The sequence below is a fragment of the Actinokineospora iranica genome, from assembly GCF_900101685.1.
GTDB lineage: Bacteria > Actinomycetota > Actinomycetes > Mycobacteriales > Pseudonocardiaceae > Actinokineospora > Actinokineospora iranica.
On the sequence record NZ_FMZZ01000006.1, the window covers coordinates 184,015 to 198,637 of the forward strand.

Sequence of the window (14,623 nt, forward strand, 5' to 3'; positions counted from 1 at the left end):
GGTCAGCCACCGACTCGTAGTGTGAGCACTGTGGAGGGTCTTAGCGTGATGGGGCGCTGGTTCCGCCGAAGCGGGGTGCGCTTCACGCGGTACACAGTCGCCTCGCTGGTGGCCACCGGCATCAGCCAGCTCGTGCTGTTCGCGCTCTACGCCTCCGGCGGGATGGACGCGATGGCCGCCAGCACGGTGGCGTTCGCCGCGGGCGCGCTCCCGCACTTCGTGATGATCCGCTGGTGGGCCTGGGGGCAGCGCGGCATCCCCCGGCTGAGCAGGCAGCTCGTCGGGTACCTGGTGGTCACGGCTCTGGGCGGCGCGGTGTCGGTGGGGCTGACCACGGCGGTGGACTGGCTGGTCGGGCCGCTCGTGGCCGACCGAAACCTGCGCACGCTGGTGCTGAACGTCACCTACGTGCTCAGCGGCCTGCCGGTGTTCGTGGCGAAGTTCGCCGTGCTCGACCGGGTGTTCGGTCAGGACCGGTACGAGTCCACCAGCTCGACCAGCGTCCGCGCGGCGAACCCGGTCGCCCCGGGGACCACGTCGTCGTAGGTCTTGTCCGCGCGAGCCGGACCGGCGATGTCCAGGTGGGCCCACGGGCGGTTGCCGGTGAACTCGCGCAGGAACAGGGCGGCGGTGATGCCGCCGGGACCGGGCGGGCACTGGCGGACGTCGGCGATCTCGCTGGCCACGTCGTCGGCGTACTCGTCGAGCAGCGGCATCCGCCACCAGGCCTCGCCGACGCGCTCGCCCGCGGTGCGGACGCGGGTGGCGAGGGCGTCGTCCGTGGCGAAGAGGCCGCCGGTGCGCAGACCGAGGGAGACCTTCATGTTGCCGGTCAGCGTGGCCACGTCGACCAGGACGTCGGCGCCCAGGTCGGTGTCGGCGTAGACCAGGGCGTCGGCCAGGACCATGCGGCCCTCGGCGTCGGTGTTGGTGACCTCGGTGGTGCGGCCGCCGTAGTGGCGCACGACGTCACCGGGCCGGTAAGCGGACCCAGAGACGTGGTTCTCCGCGCACGGGACCAGCGCGGACACCCGCACCGGCAGGTCCAGCCGGGCGATGGCGAGCATCGCGGCGATCACCGCGGCGCCGCCCGCCATGTCGGTGCGCATGAGGTGCATCCCGTCGGCGGGTTTGATCGAGATGCCGCCGGTGTCGAAGGTGATGCCCTTGCCGACCAGCGCCAGGTGCGGGCCGCTCGCCCCGGCCGGTGACCAGGTCAGGTGCAGCAGGCGCGGCGGCCGGTCGGACCCGCCGCCCACCGCGAGCAGGCCGCCGAAGCCGTGCGCGGCCAGCCACTTCTCGTCGCGGACCACCGCGTCCAGGCCCGACTCCCGTGCCGCGGCGCGGGCCGCCGTGCGGGCCAGCCAGGCCGGGTCCTTGACGTTGGACGGGGTGTTGGCCAGGTCACGGGCGAAGGCGGTCGCCGCGGCCAGCGCGCCCGCCCGGCGTGCCGCCGCGGTGATCCCCTCGCGACGGTCCGCGTCGGACACCACCAGCCGCACCGACCGCAGGCGCGGCTTCGGCTCGTCCCGGGTCACCCGGAAGCGGTATCCGCCGAGCAGGAGACCGCGCACGAACTGCGCCGCCTCGTCCGGCCCCGCGTCCGGCGGCAACTCGACCTGGACCGACTGCCCCTTGCGCCCGGCCCCGGTCTCGTCGGCCAGTCTGGCCTCGATCACGCGGACCAGGGCCGCCCCCGCCGCGCGCCAGTGCTCGGCCCGCCCCTCGCCGATGCCGACGACCCACCGCACGCCCGACCCCGCTGGACCGGGCTGGGTCTCCCCTGCCTTGCCGGTGAGAGCCACGCTGTCCACCCAGTCGGCGGTGAGCACGTCCCCACCGGGACCGAGCAGCGGCGGGCCGTCGCCCTCGGGCGCACGGCTGAGCACCGCCACCGGGACGCCGCCGCGGGCGCCCGCGGACACCTCCACGTCGGGCAGCGTCGTCGGCAAGGTCGGCACCGGCGTGGGCAAGCGTTCCTCCGTGCTACTCGGGCCGATCTTCGTGGGAAAAAACGAGCGGGGTCAGCCCGCGGCGGACTTGAGCGCGTCCCCGAGGTTGCTGGCCTCCTCCGGGGTCATCTCCACCACCAGACGCCCGCCGCCCTCCAGCGGGACGCGCATCACGATGCCCCGGCCCTCCTTCGTCACTTCGAGGGGACCATCCCCGGTCCGGGGCTTCATGGCCGCCATAGCGTGCTCCCTCCGTCATAGCCTGCCCACCCGACACCGGTCCACGTCGTGGTGAACCGACCGGGTCGCGGCCATTCTCCCCTATCGACTCGCGGCGGTGAAATCGAACCGATCATCGCGTGTCGCGTGACCGGGCACGATAGTGGCGGGGCCGCCCGGCGGGCTGTCAGACTCGGGGGTCGTGCGCGCTCGTTCCGCCCTCTTCGACCTCTACGGCGGCTACCTCAGGCAGCGGGGAGGCGCCGCCGCCGTCGCCGCCCTGGTGCGGCTGCTGGAGCCGCTGGGCTTCGGCGCGCCCGCGATCAGGACCGCGGTGTCCAGAATGGTCCGTCAGGGCTGGCTCACCCCGGTGCGGCTGGCCGACGGCCCCGGCTACGCGCTTACCGCCCGCGCGGAAAGGCGTCTGGACGAGGCGGGCGCGCGGATCTACCGCACCGGTCCCTCCACTTGGGAGCGGACGTGGCACGTGGTGGTGTTGGAGGAAATCCCGGCACGCGGCGCGCGCGACCGGCTCGCGTCGTCGCTGCGGCTGCTCGGCTACGGCCCGCTCGGCCCGTCGACCTGGGTGGCGCCGCGCCCGTCGCCGGAACTGGCCGACGTGCTGGCCGCCGAGGACGCCACGGCCAGTGTTTTCCTCGGCGCGCACGACGGCTCCGCCGCCGAACTGGCCGCGCGGGCGTGGGACCTGGGCACGCTGGGCGCGGAGTACCGCGAGTTCGTCGCCGAGTGGACGCCGGTGATGTCCGCTGTGGACGGCACGGCTCCCGCGGCGGCCTTCGCCGCGTCCCAGCGACTGCTGCACGCGTGGCGGAAGTTCCTCTTCCGCGACCCCGGGCTGCCCGCGGAACTGCTGCCCGCGGACTGGCCGGGAACGGCGGCCGCGGCGTTCTTCGACGAGCACACCGCGCGGCTGGCCCCCGCTGTGACCGAGTTCCTGGACGAATGCCTGGGCCGAGGTGGTAAGCAGAGGACTCCCGCGTAAACCGGCAGGAAGGTAGAAGCCCGTGCTGTTGACCGAGGATCGCGACGGGGTGCGCACGCTGACCTTGAACCGGCCGGAGGCGTTCAACTCGCTGACTACCGAACTCAAGGAAGCGCTGCTTACCGCCCTCACGTCAGCGGCCGCGGACGACTCTGTGCGGGCGGTAGTGCTGACGGGCGCCGGTAAGGCGTTCTGCGCGGGGCAAGACCTCAAAGAGCACGTCGCCTTGCTCCGCGCGAACGACCCGGCGCCGCTGTCCACGGTCGAGAAGCACTACAACCCGATTGTGACGGCCATCACGACCATGCCCAAGCCCATCATCGCCGCCGTCAACGGCATGGCGGCGGGCGCGGGCGCGTCCTTCGCCTACGCCTGCGACCTGCGGATCGCGGCCGACACGACCAAGTTCCTGATGGCCTTCGCCAACGTCGGCCTCACCGCCGACTCAGGCGCGGCGTGGACCCTGCCCCGGCTCATCGGCTACGGCCGCGCGATGGAGATGATGCTGCTCGCCAAGCCCGTCACCGCCGACGAAGCCCTGCGGATCGGCATGGTCACCCAGGTCGTCCCCGCCGCCGAGGTGCTGCCCACCGCCCACGCCCTGGCCAGCCGTCTCGCCGCGGGCCCCACGACGGCCTACGCCAAGATCAAGGAAGCCATGCTGGCCTCCGCTGGCGGCCCCCTGGCCGACGGCCTGGCCGCCGAGGGCCGCACCCAGGCCGAAGCGGGCGGCACGGCCGATCACCGGGAGGCCGTGGAGGCCTTCATCGCCAAGCGCGAGCCGAACTTCACCGGCCGCTGACCGCCCGCCAGCAGGTGGCCACGTGGTCGTCGACCATGCCGGTGGCCTGCATGAGGGCGTAGCAGGTGGTGGGGCCGACGAAGGCGAAGCCGCGGCGCTTGAGTTCCTTGGCCATGGCTCTCGACTCGGGGGTCACGGCGGGGACTTCGGCCATGGTGGCCGGGCGGACGCGGGGGCCGGTGGGGGCGAAGGACCACAGCAGGTCGTCCAGCGGTTGGTCCAAGTCGAGAATGGCGCGGGCGTTGCGGATGGTGGCCTCGATCTTCGCCCGGTTGCGGACGATGCCCGCGTCGGCGAGCAGGCGGGCCACGTCGGCCTCGGTGAACGCCGCGACCTTGTCCGGGTCGAAGCCCGCGAAAGCGGCCCGGAAGGCGGGGCGCTTGCGCAGGATCGTGATCCACGACAGGCCGGACTGGAACGCCTCCAGGCTGACCCGCTCGTACAGTTCGTCGCGGCCGCGCAGCGGCACACCCCACTCGTCGTCGTGGTAAGCGGCGTAGTCGGGGGACGAGTCCCCCCAGGCGCAGCGGGGGCGGTCGATCACGCCGCACGCTCCGCCCACGCGGCGAACCGGCGCAGCGACCGGCGCAGGCCGAGGCGGAAACCGGGGCCGACGACCGCCCAGCCCGCCCTGCCCAGCGCGCCAAACGGCAGGTCCAGCCGCTCGCGCCAGACCAGGGTCGACGCCGCCGGGCCGCGCTCATCGACCTCGAACACGCCGGACCCGCGCACGACCTTCCCGGTGTGCCGCACCTCGCAGCGGCGCGGCGGGTCCCAGACGGTGATGTCCATGGTGTCGGTGAACCCGACCTTGCCGACCCCCTTGCCGACCCCCTTGCCGACCCCGGTGAACGCCGCGAGCCGGGAGCCGACGCCGCTGCCGTCGCCCTCGGTGACCCGGACGGTGGTGCCGAGCATCCACTCGCCCTGCCGGTCCCAGTCGGTCACAGCCGCCCAGGTGGCCGCGGCGGGCACGGCCACGTCGACGCTTTCGGTGACCTCGATCACCTGGCGTCGCCCGCCGGGGCGGTCGCCTCCAACTCGGCCACCCGGGCGCGCAACTGGTCGATCTCGTCGCTCGCGCGCCGCAGCACCCAGTCGACCTCGGACATCTTGTAGCCCCGCAGCACCAACTGGAAGCGGACGTCGCGCAGGTCGTCGCCGGTGACCCCGGTCCCGGGCAGCCGGGTGGGGGACGCGCCGGGCGGCAGGGCGGGCAGTTCCTCGCCCCGCCCGAACACGACGGAGGCCAGCAGGAACACCACCGCCGCCACGAGCACCATGACGACGAGGTAAATGAGCACGGTGGTCACCCAAGGCATGGTGTCACGACTGCCCGGGTACGCGCACCGCCCACCGGACCCGGGGAAATCCGGTTGCCGAGAACCACCGTCCCAGCGACCCTGCCCACATGCCCACGGTGCGACGCGCGACCCCCGCGGACTGGCAAGACCTGCGCGCCGTCCGCCTGGCCGCCCTCACCGACGCCCCCTACGCCTTCGGGTCCACCCTGGCCACGGAACTGCGCTTCGACGAGGCCCGGTGGCGCGAGTGGCCCGCCAAGCACGCCGTCTTCCTCGGCTGGCTCGCCGACCGCCCAGCGGCCATCGCCGCGGGCATCCCCGGCACGGAGGTCGAGATGATCTCGGTCTGGGCGCACCCGGACACCCGGGGCACTGGCCTCGCCGCCAAGGTCGTCACCGCCGTCATCGACTGGGCCCACACCCACAACGCGACCCAGGTGACCGCGTGGGCGGTGGGAACCAACACCCGCGCCCTGCGCTTCTACCAACGGCTCGGTTTCACCCTCACCGGCCGCGATGACGACCACCCGCATAATCCGGCGCTGCGGGAACTGGAACTCGTTCACCCGGTCCTCGCTTGCCAGGACTTCTGAATAAGTTCAGAATGGATCTGTGACAACTGAGGTCCAGTGGAGCGAACTGCAACGCGACCCCAAGAGCGTCGCCGCGCTCGCCGACCAAGGGGATGTGCGGGTGCGGCGGCGCGACGGCGCGGCCCTGCTGCTCACCAGGGTGGATCGCGCGGCTGCGACAGCGGATGGAGCAGTGGTGGCCGCCCGGGCACTGCGCAACCTGCTCGCGCACCTGCCCGAAGCCGCGTGGGGAGCGGCGGCGCGATCCCTGATCGACGAGTTCCCCTGGGCTGACGCCCTGCCGGAGGCCGACCGGCGCCAGTTCGTCGCCGACTTCGCGCGAGCCTTCTCCGCCTCGGCTGAGATCGGCCAGTGGGCACTGCTCGACCAGACGATTCGGGAGTGGCGAAGCACCGCCGCCATCCACGCTGACCCCGAACTGGCCGCGAACCTCACCCGTCCGATCGATGACGACTTCGGCACGATCCCCGCTCCCACGGAGGCGTGAACGGTGGGAGCCAAACGCGGTGACCGCGTCGCGCCGCCAGCCAAGACCGGTGGCTGGGAAGCTCGCTTCGCCACGAACGACGCGGCCAAGGGCTGGGAAGACTTGTGCCAGACGGCCCGCTCCAACACCTGGGAAGCGTGGGTGATCCTCACGGAGCGTCCCGTGACTCCCGAGAATCCCGCCCGGCAGCATCGCCTTCGAGGAGTGCTCGGCAGCCGAACAGTGGGCGGACGTGAGCTTGACCAGTGGCAGTACGAGGTGACCTCGGGTGGCCGAATCTGGTACTGCCCGGACCCGGAGCGCAAGATCGTCTGGGTTGTCGAGGCAAGCGCCGCTCATCCGAAAGCGACGGACTAGCGAGAACGCTCGGAACGTCAGCCGGTTGTCAGGCTTGCCATTGGGGGGCGGTCTTCGACCAGGACGTGGATGCGGTCGGGGAGCCATTCTCCGGCCACCTGGACGAACTGGGTGAGGTCGCCGGAGGGGGAGTCGATGCCGCAGCGGGTCAGGGCGGTGCCGAGGATCTGGCGGGCCATGACGCCGAGTTGGAGCAGGGAGCGGTTGCGGTGTTTGCGGACGCCGAGGTTGACCTGGGCCAGGCCGTCGAGGCCGTAGCGGGTGTGGGCGTCGAGGAGTAGGCCGATCTCGACGCCGTAGCCCGCGGCGAAGGGGACCGCGGACAGGAAGTCGCGGGTGGCGGCGTATTCGCCGCCCAGCGGCTGGATGACGCCGGAGAGTTCGGGGCGGAGAGCGGACAGGACGGGGCGGGCCAACAACTCCGTGACGCGGCCGCCGCCGGTGCCGATCTCCTCCGCCTCCAGGCGCAGCGGCCTGCGGTAGAAGCCCTTGACCAGGTGCACGCCCGAGGTGGTGAGCAGCGGGCCCAGCAGGGACGGGACGAACGCCGGGTCCGGGTCCACCAGGTCCGAGTCCAGGAAGACGACCAGGTCCCCGGTGGTCGCGGCCAGCGAGCGCCACAGCACCTCGCCCTTGCCTGGGCGCGGTTCCAGGTCCGGCAGCACCTTGTCGCGGTGGACGACGCGGGCGCCCGCGGCGGCGGCGACGGCGGCGGTGCGGTCGGTGGAGCCGGAGTCCACGACGACCAGTTCGTCCACAAGGGACCCCAGCAGCGGCAGGACGGACGCGACGACGCCCGCGACGGTGGCCTCTTCGTCCAACGCGGGCAGCACGACGCTGACCGTGCGCGTTCCCTTGGCGCGCACCAGTTCCGACACCGTCCACTCTGGACTTTGCCAGGTGGTCCGGTCGAGTCCGCTCACGCGGCCACCGCACACGTCCGGCGAATCCGCCTGCACCGAATCACGCTCATGCCAGCGCCCGCACCGCTCGGGCAGGCGGGCGGGTGCCCGCGATGCCTGCGACCATGTCGACCACCTGCCGGGTGCGGCGGACCTGGTGCGCGCGGAACACCCGCGCGCCCGCCCACGCGGCCACCGCCGTCGCCGCCAGGGTGCCCTCCACCCGGTCGTCGACGTCCGCGCCGAGGGTTTCGCCGATGAAGTCCTTGTTGGACAACGCCATCAGCACCGGCCACCCGGTGCCGACCAGCTCGTCCAGCCTGCGCAGCAGCTCCAAGCCGTGCCAGGTGTTCTTGCCGAAGTCGTGGGTCGGGTCGATCAGCACGCCCGCGCGCGGCACGCCCAGCTCGACCATCCGCTCCGCGCGGGCCACCAGTTCCGCGACGACCTCGGCCACCACGTCGGTGTAGCGGACGCGGTGCGGGTCGGTGCGCGGGGCCGCGCCGCCGGTGTGCGAGCAGACGATGCCCACCCCGTACTCGGCGGCGACCTCGGCCAGCCGGGGGTCCGCGCCAGCCCAGGTGTCGTTGATCAGGTCCGCGCCCGCGGCGCACACCGCGCGGCCCACCTCGTGCCGCCAGGTGTCGACGCTGAGCACCAGCCCCGGGTGCCGCTCCCGGACCGCCGCGACGAACGGCACGACCCGGCGCGCCTCCTCGGCCGCGTCCACCGGCTCGCCGTGCGCGCCCGCGCGGACACCGCCGATGTCCACGATGTCGGCGCCCTCGGCCACCGCCCGGTCCACCGCTTCCAGCGCGGCGGACTCGGCGAAGGTCGCGCCGCGGTCGTAGAAGGAGTCCCTGGTCCGGTTCACGATCGCCATCACCAGGGCGCGATCGGACGCCACGGGGCGCTCGCCGAACCGGAGGACAGTCACGCCTACCGATGGTGCCATGCCCGCCGCGGCGGGCCACCGACGGTGAGGGGTGTCTCCGCCGGACAGGGCAGACCGCTGGGCCGTACAGCTCACGTCGCCGCGCCGGGAACGTGACCATGGCCGCCCCTGGCTACAGTGGTGGCGGACCTAGGAGGACTCGTCGTGTTCTACCGCGCGTTGCGTGCCGTGCTCTCATTGGTCACCCGGATGTTCCTCCGGCCGGTCGTGGAGGGCGCGGACCGCGTCCCGGCGCACGGGCCGGTCATCCTGGCGATCAACCACCTCGCGGTGATCGACAGCTTCGTGGTCCCGATGATGCTCTCCCGCAAGGTCGCCTTCCTGGCCAAGGCCGAGTACTTCGAGGGCCGCTCACCGCGCGGGCGCATGACCGCCGTGCTGTTCCGCGCCCTGGGGGCGATCCCCGTGCAGCGCGACAACAGCCGCGCCGCGCTCGCCTCCCTTGAGGTCGCGGGCGCCGTGCTCGACAAGGGCGGCGCGTTCGCCATCCACCCCGAAGGCACCCGCTCGCTCGACGGCAAGCTGCACCGCGGCCGCACCGGCGTCGCCCAGCTCGCCCTCGAACACAAGGCCCTGGTCGTGCCGGTCGCGGTGATCGGGACCGACAAGGTGCAGCCCACCGGCAAGAAGATGCCGCGCCCGCACCGGATCACCGTGCGCTTCGGCGAGCCGCTGGACTTCTCCCGCTACGACGGCATGGCCAACTCACTGCCGATCCGCCGCGCGGTCACCGACGAGGTCATGTACTCGATCCTGGAGCTGTCCGGCCAGGAGTACGTCGACTCCTACCACAAGCGGCCCAACGCGGCCTGAGACCAGCTCAGGCCGCGCAGGCGTCCAGGGCCTCGTCCACGGTCCGGGCGACCACCAGGGCGTCCAGGGCGAGCTGGCTGGCGAAGCCGCGGGCACGCAGTTCGCGGACCCAGGTCAACATGCCCTCCCAGTGGTCGTCGAGGTCGAGCAGGACCACCGGTTTCGCGTGCATCCCCAGGTAGCGCGACGTCCACACCTCGAACAGCTCCTCGCACGTGCCCAGCCCGCCGGGCAGGGCCAGGAACGCGTCCGCGCGCTCGTCCATCTCGCGCTTGCGCTCACGCATCGTGTCGACCACGACCAACTCGTCGGCCTCCGGGTCGGCCTTCTCCAGGTCGACCAACGCGCGCGGGATGACCCCGACCGTGGTCGACCCGCCGCGGCGGACGGCGCGGGCGACCGCGCCCATCATCGACACCTGCGAACCACCCCACACCAGCGACCAGCCCCGGGCGGCGAGCCCGGAGCCCACCGCGTCCGCCAGGTCCAGGTAGCCGCGCGGGACGGAGGAGTGGGAACCGCAGTAGACGCTCACCGCCCGGCTCAATGCGTGTCACTCCAAGCCTGGTACGCCTTCTCGACCACGCCGACGGCGTCGTCCACGTCGTCGGTGAGGTGCAGCAGGGCCATGTCCTTCTCACCGATCTTGCCGCCGCCGAGGACGGAACTGCGCAGCCACTCGTAGAGGCCGCCCCAGTACTCCGTGCCGAACAGCACCACCGGGAACTTGGTGACCTTCTTGGTCTGCACCAGGGTCAACGCCTCGAACAGCTCGTCCAGAGTGCCGAAGCCGCCGGGCAGGCAGATGAACGCCTGCGAATACTTGATGAACATCGTCTTGCGGGTGAAGAAGTAGCGGAAGTTCACGCCCAGGTCGACCCACGGGTTGAGGCCCTGCTCGAAAGGCAGTTCGATGCCCAGGCCGATCGACAGCCCACCCGCTTCCGACGCGCCGCGGTTGACGGCCTCCATCGCGCCAGGACCGCCGCCGGTGATGGCCGCGAAACCCGCGTTGGCCAGCGCAGCGCCGATCTCCCGGCCAAGGCGGTACTCGGCGTCCTCGCGCTTGGTGCGGGCGGAGCCGAAGACGGTGACCGCGCGGGGAACCTCGGCGAGCGCGCCGAAGCCCTCGACGAACTCGGCCTGGATGCGCAGGACCCGCCAGGGGTCGGTGTGCACCCAGTCGCTGGGGCCGCGGGAGTCGAGCAGCCGCTGGTCGGTGGTGGTGGCCTCGTCGCTGCGTCCGCGCCGCAGGGTGACCGGGCCGCGTTGGCGTTCCCGGGGGTGCTCGTCGTTGGCGGGGACCTCTGGTCCGTCGATCGTCACTTCGGCGAGTCTAGGGTTTGTCGGTCGCTGGTCTGCTTGGGTGGGTTGGCCCGATGGGGTGGAGTGGGTCCCGGGCTGGGTCGCGGGGGTTGCCGGCAGGGCCGGTGCGGTCTGTGGGGCGGGTTTGCTGCTCCGGGCCATCGAGCACCTGGCAGGTTAGGCGCGGTTGGGGGGCGCTCTTCCTTCCCCTCCCCCTTCTTCCTTATGGGGGGGTAGGTCAGGAGGTGACCAGGCGGCGCAGGACGTCCGCGCAGCGGGTTATGTGGTCTGTTGGGACGTTTTCCTGTTGGGTGTGGGCCAGTAGCGGGTCGCCGGGGCCGAAGTTGACGGCGGGGATGCCGAGGGTGGCGAAGCGGGCTACGTCGGTCCAGCCGAGTTTGGCCACGGGGGTTCCGCCTGCGGCTGCGATCAGCTCTTGGGCGGCGGGGGCGGTGAGGCCGGGGAGGGCGCCTGGGGCGCTGTCGACCACCGTTAGGTCGTAGCCGTCGAAGACCTCGCGGACGTGGGCTTCGGCCTGGGTGGGGGTTCGGTCGGGGGCGAAGCGGAAGTTGACCCGGATGATGGCCTCGTCGGGGACCACGTTGCCGGACACCCCGCCCGCGATGTGCACCGCTTGCAGGCCCTCGCGGTAGACACAGCCGTCGATGTCGACCACGCGGGGCTCGTAGGCGGCCAGGACGCGGAGGGCGTCACCCAGGGCGTGGATGGCGTTGACGCCCATCCATGCCCTCGCGGAGTGGGCGCGGACGCCCGTGGTGCGCAGTTCGGCGCGCATCGTGCCCTGGCAGCCTGCCTCGACTACCCCGTTCGATGGTTCGCAGACGATGGCGAGGTCGCCGGTCATCCAGTCCGGGTAATCGCGCTCTACGCGGTTGAGGCCGTTGCGGGAGGCGTCGATCTCTTCGCAGTCGTAGAACAGGAAAGTCAGGTCGTGTTTGGGATCGGGCACCGTCGCGGCGAGGTGCAGCATGACCGCGTCGCCGCCCTTCATGTCGACTGTGCCCAAGCCGTGCAGGACGCCGTCGGTGCGGCGGGACGGCAGGTTCCGGTTGGCCGGGACGGTGTCGAGGTGGCCCGCGAAGACCACCCGGGACGGGCGGCCCAACCGGGTGCGGGCCAGCACCGTGTTGCCCGAGCGGACGACCTCCAGGTGCGGGGCCTGCGCGCGCAGCGCCCGTTCCACGGCGTCGGCGAGCGCGGCCTCGTCCCCCGACTCACTGGGGATGTCGACCAGGGCCGCGGTGAGGTCGACGGGGTCGGTGGTGAGATCCAGCTCAACGGTCACGGCCCGTCACGCTACTCCGGCGCCGCATTGGCTAACGTGTCGACTGTGAGCAGTGCAGAGGCGTTTGAGAGCAAGGGTGCGCACGGCGTCGGACTGGCGACGGTGACCACCGACGGGACCGTGCTCGACACCTGGTTCCCGAACCCCAAGCTCGGCGCGGCCGCGGTGCCCGGCACCCAGCGGCTCTCCGAGCACGAAGCCGTCGAGGAGCTGGGCGCGGGGGTCTCCGCGCTGCTGGGCCCCGACCCGGCCCGCGGCGTCGAGGTGATCGCGGTGCGCACCGCCATCGACGACCTGGAGAGCCCACCGGCCGACGCGCACGACGTCTACCTGCGGCTGCACCTGCTCTCGGCCCGGCTCGTCCGGCCGCACGGGCAGAACCTCGACGGCATCTTCGGGCTGCTCGCCAACGTCGTGTGGACCAACCACGGGCCATGCCCGGTGGAGGGCTTCGAGGCGACCCGGCTGCGGCTGCGCGGCAAGGGCCAGGTCACCGTGTTCGGCGTCGACAAGTTCCCGCGCATGGTCGACTACGTCCTGCCCGCAGGCGTGCGCATCGCCGAGGCCGACCGGGTGCGGCTGGGCGCGCACCTGGCCGTGGGGACCACGGTCATGCACGAGGGCTTCGTGAACTTCAACGCGGGCACCCTGGGCGCGTCCATGGTCGAGGGCCGCATCTCCGCAGGCGTCGCGGTCGGCGACGGCTCCGACGTCGGCGGCGGCGCGTCGATCATGGGCACGCTGTCCGGCGGCGGCAAGGAGACGATCAGCATCGGCGAGCGCTGCCTGCTCGGCGCCAACGCGGGCATCGGCATCTCCCTCGGCGACGACTGCGTGGTCGAGGCGGGCCTCTACGTCACCGCGGGCACCAAGGTCGTCCTCGGCGACGGCACCATCGTCAAGGCGCGTGAGCTGTCCGGCGAGTCCGGCCTGCTGTTCCGCCGCAACTCCACCACCGGCGCCGTCGAGGTGGTCTCCCGCAAGGGCACCGGAGTCGAGCTGAACGCCGCCCTGCACGCCAACGACTGAGAGCGCCCATGCCAGCCACCCTCGGCGACCGCGTCCGCGCCCGCCTCCACGAACAGGCCGACGCCCTGGTGCGCCACCAGGGCGCGGAGGCCATGGAGGACGTCCACCAGATGCGCGTGGCCGTGCGCCGGGCCCGCGCCGCCCTCAAAGCGGGGCTGGACGCGCCGGAGCTCGACGCGGAGCTGCGGTGGCTGGGCACGTCGCTCGGCGCGGTCCGCGACCTGGACGTGCAGCTGGACCACCTGCGCGCCCAGGCCGAGGGCTTCTCCCCGGACGAGTTGGGCGCGGTGGAGGAACTGCTGCGCGGCCTGGTCGCCGAACGCCGCGCGGCGCGCCGCCGGATGATGGGCACCCTGCGCAGCAAGCGGTACAAGGCGCTGCTGGAGTCCCTGCGCACCACGGCCGCGGCGGAGGCTCCACCGGAGGAGACCCCCACGGCGCTGCTGAGCGTGATCCGGAAACCGCACCGGAAGCTGATGAAGGCCGCGACCGCCCTCGGCGAAGACCCGCCGGACGACGACCTGCACGAACTCAGAATCCACGGCAAACGCTTGCGCTACGCGGCGGAAATGGCAGAGGAAACGGCGAAGAAGCAGGTCCGCCCGCTGGTGAAGGCGACGAAGAGGTTCCAGGACATCCTCGGCGACCACCAGGACGCCACCATCGCGGAAGCCACCATCCGCCGCCTCGTCAACGAGATCGGCGACGGCATCCCCGTCGACGTCGTCTTCGTCGCGGGCCGCCTGGTCGAACGCCAACGCGCCCGCAAGACGGTTGCTCGCGCCGAATGGCGCTCAGCCCTGGCCGAGGTCGACACCTGCGCCCAGGCCGTGCTGGCCTCGGCGACGGTCACGGCCTGACCGGTCACACGCGCCAAGCAGGCGGGCGGCATCACACCATTCCACCGATGCCCAGTCATCTATTGGCGGTCGCTCATCGCGAACCCAGATGCTGGGCACAGCAGGTCTGAACATCGCCGCGGAGCAAGTCCCACGACCTGTTCGTCCCCAACGGCGCGGTGTGCGCCCCGAGATCCACGGCCTTCTCGATGACGTCGGGAGCGTCGGTCTCCCGGTAGGCTCTGGCCTTGCCAAGCTGTGTCTTGAGGACCCGCTTCGGGTCGTTCAGCCGCCCCGTGTCCTTTCCCTGCAACTGCTTGGGCACCTTCCACCCGGACACCAGGGAGTGGAGCGCGCCCGGAAACAACAACAGCCACGCCTCGATCTCCCACACGGCAAGCGTGTAGTGCGCATTGCCGAACCGTTGGTCCAACGCACGCTGGACCCGATCACGCACAATCGGGAAGTGGTCACTGTCGCAGGCGTCGAAGTCTTCGTGCACAAAGACACACGCCACCTCGGCGTCCTCCCGCGCGGCGCGGGCGCGCACCTTGTTGGCCAGGCTGTCGACCCGCGCCGCAAGCGCGGCATCACCTGCCTGTCGCAGTCGCACCGCGTCGTTGATCTCGACAATCCGCCCCGCCATGCTGGGGCAGAACGCTTCAAGGAGGATTCTCAGGCACTTCCGGTCAGTGCTGTCCTCGCCCGCCACCACGACCACGGGTTTGCGAGTCGCGCGGAGGCCAGTGCCGCCACG

Annotated in this window: 20 protein-coding genes; 9 read left to right on the forward strand and 11 right to left on the reverse strand. The window is 72.0% G+C overall.

Features of this window, described 5'->3' with window-relative positions; genetic code table 11:
- Positions 1-30: 30 nt before the first annotated feature.
- Positions 31-546: a GtrA family protein gene (locus tag BLS56_RS14550; RefSeq protein WP_139190689.1), complete on the forward strand. Its 516-nt coding sequence runs from the start codon at positions 31-33 to the stop codon at positions 544-546.
- Here BLS56_RS14550 and BLS56_RS14555 read toward each other — a convergent pair.
- Together BLS56_RS14555 and BLS56_RS14560 are read right to left on the reverse strand one after the other, a co-directional pair.
- Positions 468-1,973, reverse strand: coding sequence for a leucyl aminopeptidase (locus BLS56_RS14555; protein WP_091450581.1), 1,506 nt, complete (start codon positions 1,971-1,973; stop codon positions 468-470). The genes BLS56_RS14550 and BLS56_RS14555 overlap by 79 nt on opposite strands.
- 51 nt (positions 1,974-2,024) lie before the next feature.
- Positions 2,025-2,192, reverse strand: a complete 168-nt coding sequence (locus BLS56_RS14560; protein ID WP_018684035.1) for a DUF3117 domain-containing protein — start codon at positions 2,190-2,192, stop codon at positions 2,025-2,027.
- Between the two features lie 181 nt (positions 2,193-2,373).
- Between BLS56_RS14560 and BLS56_RS14565 the strand changes: the two genes are divergently transcribed.
- Together BLS56_RS14565 and BLS56_RS14570 are read left to right on the forward strand one after the other, a co-directional pair.
- The gene (locus BLS56_RS14565; protein ID WP_091450873.1) at positions 2,374-3,174 is read left to right on the forward strand and encodes a PaaX family transcriptional regulator; all 801 of its coding nucleotides are present in this window, start codon (positions 2,374-2,376) and stop codon (positions 3,172-3,174) included.
- Between the two features lie 22 nt (positions 3,175-3,196).
- Positions 3,197-3,976, forward strand: a complete 780-nt coding sequence (locus BLS56_RS14570) for an enoyl-CoA hydratase/isomerase family protein (RefSeq protein WP_091450582.1) — start codon at positions 3,197-3,199, stop codon at positions 3,974-3,976.
- On the opposite strand, the gene BLS56_RS14575 is transcribed toward BLS56_RS14570, so the two are convergent.
- The 3 genes from BLS56_RS14575 to BLS56_RS14585 are packed head-to-tail and all read right to left on the reverse strand — an operon-like array spanning position 3,963 to position 5,289.
- Positions 3,963-4,520, reverse strand: coding sequence for a DNA-3-methyladenine glycosylase I (locus tag BLS56_RS14575; RefSeq protein WP_091450583.1), 558 nt, complete (start codon positions 4,518-4,520; stop codon positions 3,963-3,965). The genes BLS56_RS14570 and BLS56_RS14575 overlap by 14 nt on opposite strands.
- Complete coding sequence (locus BLS56_RS14580; protein ID WP_091450584.1) at positions 4,517-4,984, reverse strand: SRPBCC family protein; 468 nt, start codon at positions 4,982-4,984, stop codon at positions 4,517-4,519. Before BLS56_RS14580 ends, BLS56_RS14575 begins: the two co-directional genes overlap by 4 nt.
- Complete coding sequence (locus BLS56_RS14585; protein ID WP_091450585.1) at positions 4,981-5,289, reverse strand: DivIVA domain-containing protein; 309 nt, start codon at positions 5,287-5,289, stop codon at positions 4,981-4,983. The genes BLS56_RS14580 and BLS56_RS14585 overlap by 4 nt, the downstream gene beginning before the upstream one ends.
- A gap of 98 nt (positions 5,290-5,387) precedes the next feature.
- Between BLS56_RS14585 and BLS56_RS14590 the strand changes: the two genes are divergently transcribed.
- From BLS56_RS14590 to BLS56_RS14600, 3 genes are read left to right on the forward strand one after another with little or no spacing between them, the layout of a single operon-like run.
- On the forward strand, positions 5,388-5,873 hold the full coding sequence (locus BLS56_RS14590; protein ID WP_091450586.1) for a GNAT family N-acetyltransferase: 486 nt from the start codon (positions 5,388-5,390) through the stop codon (positions 5,871-5,873).
- Between the two features lie 19 nt (positions 5,874-5,892).
- Positions 5,893-6,360 carry a DUF6247 family protein gene (locus BLS56_RS14595; RefSeq protein ID WP_091450587.1) on the forward strand — a complete coding sequence of 156 codons (468 nt, stop codon included), beginning with the start codon at positions 5,893-5,895 and terminating at the stop codon, positions 6,358-6,360.
- Positions 6,361-6,363: 3 nt separating this feature from the next.
- Entirely contained in the window at positions 6,364-6,717 is a 354-nt protein-coding gene (locus BLS56_RS14600) for a hypothetical protein (protein ID WP_091450588.1), read from the forward strand.
- A 17-nt stretch (positions 6,718-6,734) separates the two neighbouring features.
- Here the strand turns inward: BLS56_RS14600 and BLS56_RS14605 are convergent, their stop codons facing one another.
- Both BLS56_RS14605 and folP read right to left on the reverse strand, forming a co-directional pair.
- Positions 6,735-7,640 (reverse strand): glucosyl-3-phosphoglycerate synthase, encoded by a 906-nt coding sequence (locus BLS56_RS14605; protein ID WP_091450876.1) that lies wholly within the window; start codon positions 7,638-7,640, stop codon positions 6,735-6,737.
- A gap of 46 nt (positions 7,641-7,686) precedes the next feature.
- Entirely contained in the window at positions 7,687-8,502 is an 816-nt protein-coding gene (folP, locus tag BLS56_RS14610) for a dihydropteroate synthase (protein ID WP_407640521.1), read from the reverse strand.
- Between the two features lie 216 nt (positions 8,503-8,718).
- Here folP and BLS56_RS14615 point away from each other — a divergent pair, with 216 nt between their 5' ends.
- On the forward strand, positions 8,719-9,387 hold the full coding sequence (locus BLS56_RS14615) for a lysophospholipid acyltransferase family protein (RefSeq protein WP_091450590.1): 669 nt from the start codon (positions 8,719-8,721) through the stop codon (positions 9,385-9,387).
- Positions 9,388-9,394: 7 nt separating this feature from the next.
- Here the strand turns inward: BLS56_RS14615 and BLS56_RS14620 are convergent, their stop codons facing one another.
- From BLS56_RS14620 to dapE, 3 genes are all read right to left on the reverse strand, one after another.
- Positions 9,395-9,922 carry an LOG family protein gene (locus tag BLS56_RS14620; RefSeq protein ID WP_228771639.1) on the reverse strand — a complete coding sequence of 176 codons (528 nt, stop codon included), beginning with the start codon at positions 9,920-9,922 and terminating at the stop codon, positions 9,395-9,397.
- 8 nt (positions 9,923-9,930) lie between these two features.
- Complete coding sequence (locus BLS56_RS14625; RefSeq protein ID WP_091450592.1) at positions 9,931-10,713, reverse strand: LOG family protein; 783 nt, start codon at positions 10,711-10,713, stop codon at positions 9,931-9,933.
- Positions 10,714-10,930: 217 nt separating this feature from the next.
- Entirely contained in the window at positions 10,931-11,998 is a 1,068-nt protein-coding gene (dapE, locus tag BLS56_RS14630) for a succinyl-diaminopimelate desuccinylase (RefSeq protein ID WP_091450593.1), read from the reverse strand.
- A gap of 36 nt (positions 11,999-12,034) precedes the next feature.
- On the opposite strand from dapE, the gene dapD reads away from it, so the two are divergent.
- Both dapD and BLS56_RS14640 read left to right on the forward strand, forming a co-directional pair.
- The gene (gene dapD / locus BLS56_RS14635; RefSeq protein ID WP_175482829.1) at positions 12,035-13,027 is read left to right on the forward strand and encodes a 2,3,4,5-tetrahydropyridine-2,6-dicarboxylate N-succinyltransferase; all 993 of its coding nucleotides are present in this window, start codon (positions 12,035-12,037) and stop codon (positions 13,025-13,027) included.
- A gap of 8 nt (positions 13,028-13,035) precedes the next feature.
- Entirely contained in the window at positions 13,036-13,887 is an 852-nt protein-coding gene (locus BLS56_RS14640) for a CHAD domain-containing protein (protein ID WP_091450595.1), read from the forward strand.
- A gap of 73 nt (positions 13,888-13,960) precedes the next feature.
- Here BLS56_RS14640 and BLS56_RS14645 read toward each other — a convergent pair whose 3' ends face one another.
- Positions 13,961-14,587, reverse strand: coding sequence for a class I SAM-dependent methyltransferase (locus BLS56_RS14645; protein WP_228771640.1), 627 nt, complete (start codon positions 14,585-14,587; stop codon positions 13,961-13,963).
- Positions 14,588-14,623 lie beyond the last annotated feature (36 nt).